Annotated in this window: 1 protein-coding gene; it reads right to left on the bottom strand. The window is 42.6% G+C overall.

Features of this window, described 5'->3' with window-relative positions; translation table 11 throughout:
* Positions 1-182 precede the first annotated feature (182 nt).
* Positions 183-1394, bottom strand: coding sequence for an IS4 family transposase (locus V7K45_RS05280; RefSeq protein ID WP_335001084.1), 1212 nt, complete (start codon positions 1392-1394; stop codon positions 183-185).
* Positions 1395-1416: the final 22 nt, after the last annotated feature.

Below are 1416 nucleotides of genomic sequence, written 5' to 3'. Positions count from 1 at the left end.
CAATACGGTTCAGTTAAGGCTGAAAAACTGATTAGTGATATGAAATTTAGGAGTTTCAACTCGTTGTCCAGTACCTCTGTGTTTTGGCTTTTTAGAACGAAACTTTGATACAGGTTTTTTCACAACTCTGGGGTTATTACGTGAAACTCGTTCAGGTAATAACGTATCTAAAATCTCTAGGGTTAGCCAATCGAAAAAAAAGGGAATTCTTCTAGTTGTAAACGTTGAAACTTAGGAATGGCACGACGGATGACTCGTAATGTTCCTGTAAAACCCAGGCGTAATGGTGGAACCCCGGCAGTAGTTGCAGCTTGAAACATTAACACCCTGACTGACCAATGTCCCAACAACCAGCCGTATACCTCTTGCACGACTTCCCGTGGTTTTTGGGAACGAACGTGAGTTTTGCGCCCTAACAGATGTATTTTCAACTCATCAATGGTATTTTCTACTTCCCATCGCTGATGATATTCTCTGGCTAATAGTTCTGCTGGGAATTTTTCAATATCTAAGAGGCTAGTAATCAAGCGATATGTAAGTTGTTCACTAGGGTTTTCGGGATGTTCAATTGTGTATTCAATCACTCGTAGCAGTATTGGTTGACAACCCTTTTTTCTGAGCTTGCCCGATGGATGAATATATGATAAGTAAGAGCCGTCTTCTAACGCTTGTTCTGCAAGGAATTTTACATTGGCGGGTATTCTTCCTAAATAATCACACCCCTTGGACGCTGTTGCCTGTACCATTGCATATGAGTGCAATCCCCTATCCCACATCAACAACATCCCTGATTGTACAGAGCGTAATAATTTCAATGCCCGCACTCGTTCTCCGATGCGATATGGACACATTAACGCATCGAAGATTAAGTGTGTTCCCGCTTCTACCAAGATTACTAACCTGACTTTGGGAAACGCTGCTCTTGTACCTGGACGGCTACTGGGGCGACCAAAAACTCTTGCATTTTCATCGCTGTCTGGGACATCGAATACTGTTCCATCAATGACTACAATTCTTAGTCCATTGAGAAACGCTCCCAATGTCTCCTGTGTCGCCATTGGTCGTATTAATTGATGAAATAATTGGCTCATTACCCTTGCACCCAGTCGCTGTCGGGCTTGTGTAATGGCTGACTTACAAGGTACTCGCCAATATTTACCAACCTTAACCCATGCTTCACTTAGTCCATCAATCAAGTTTTTCAGCACATCACGCATCGAGTCTTTTGACCAAAGACTCATTGCTATTACCAGACTAACTACTAATTGTGCTGGTAGCGATCGCCTGCGTTCCTCTTCGGTTTCAGTGTTAGCGATCGCTTGTTCGATGGCAAAAACTGGAATCGCTGTCTCGATTGCTTTCAGTACGTCACTACTTTGTATATCTAGAGACATTAATGAAAAATCTTTGAGATGC

This window comes from Nostoc sp. (genome assembly GCF_036917375.1).
GTDB lineage: Bacteria > Cyanobacteriota > Cyanobacteriia > Cyanobacteriales > Nostocaceae > Nostoc.
This window is presented reverse-complemented; position numbering and strand designations above follow the sequence as displayed.

What these genes read in the sequence shown, in the direction of transcription:
- V7K45_RS05280 (WP_335001084.1), bottom strand. Translation starts at nt 1,394, where the DNA reads ATGTCTCTAGATATACAAAGTAGTGACGTACTGAAAGCAATCGAGACA.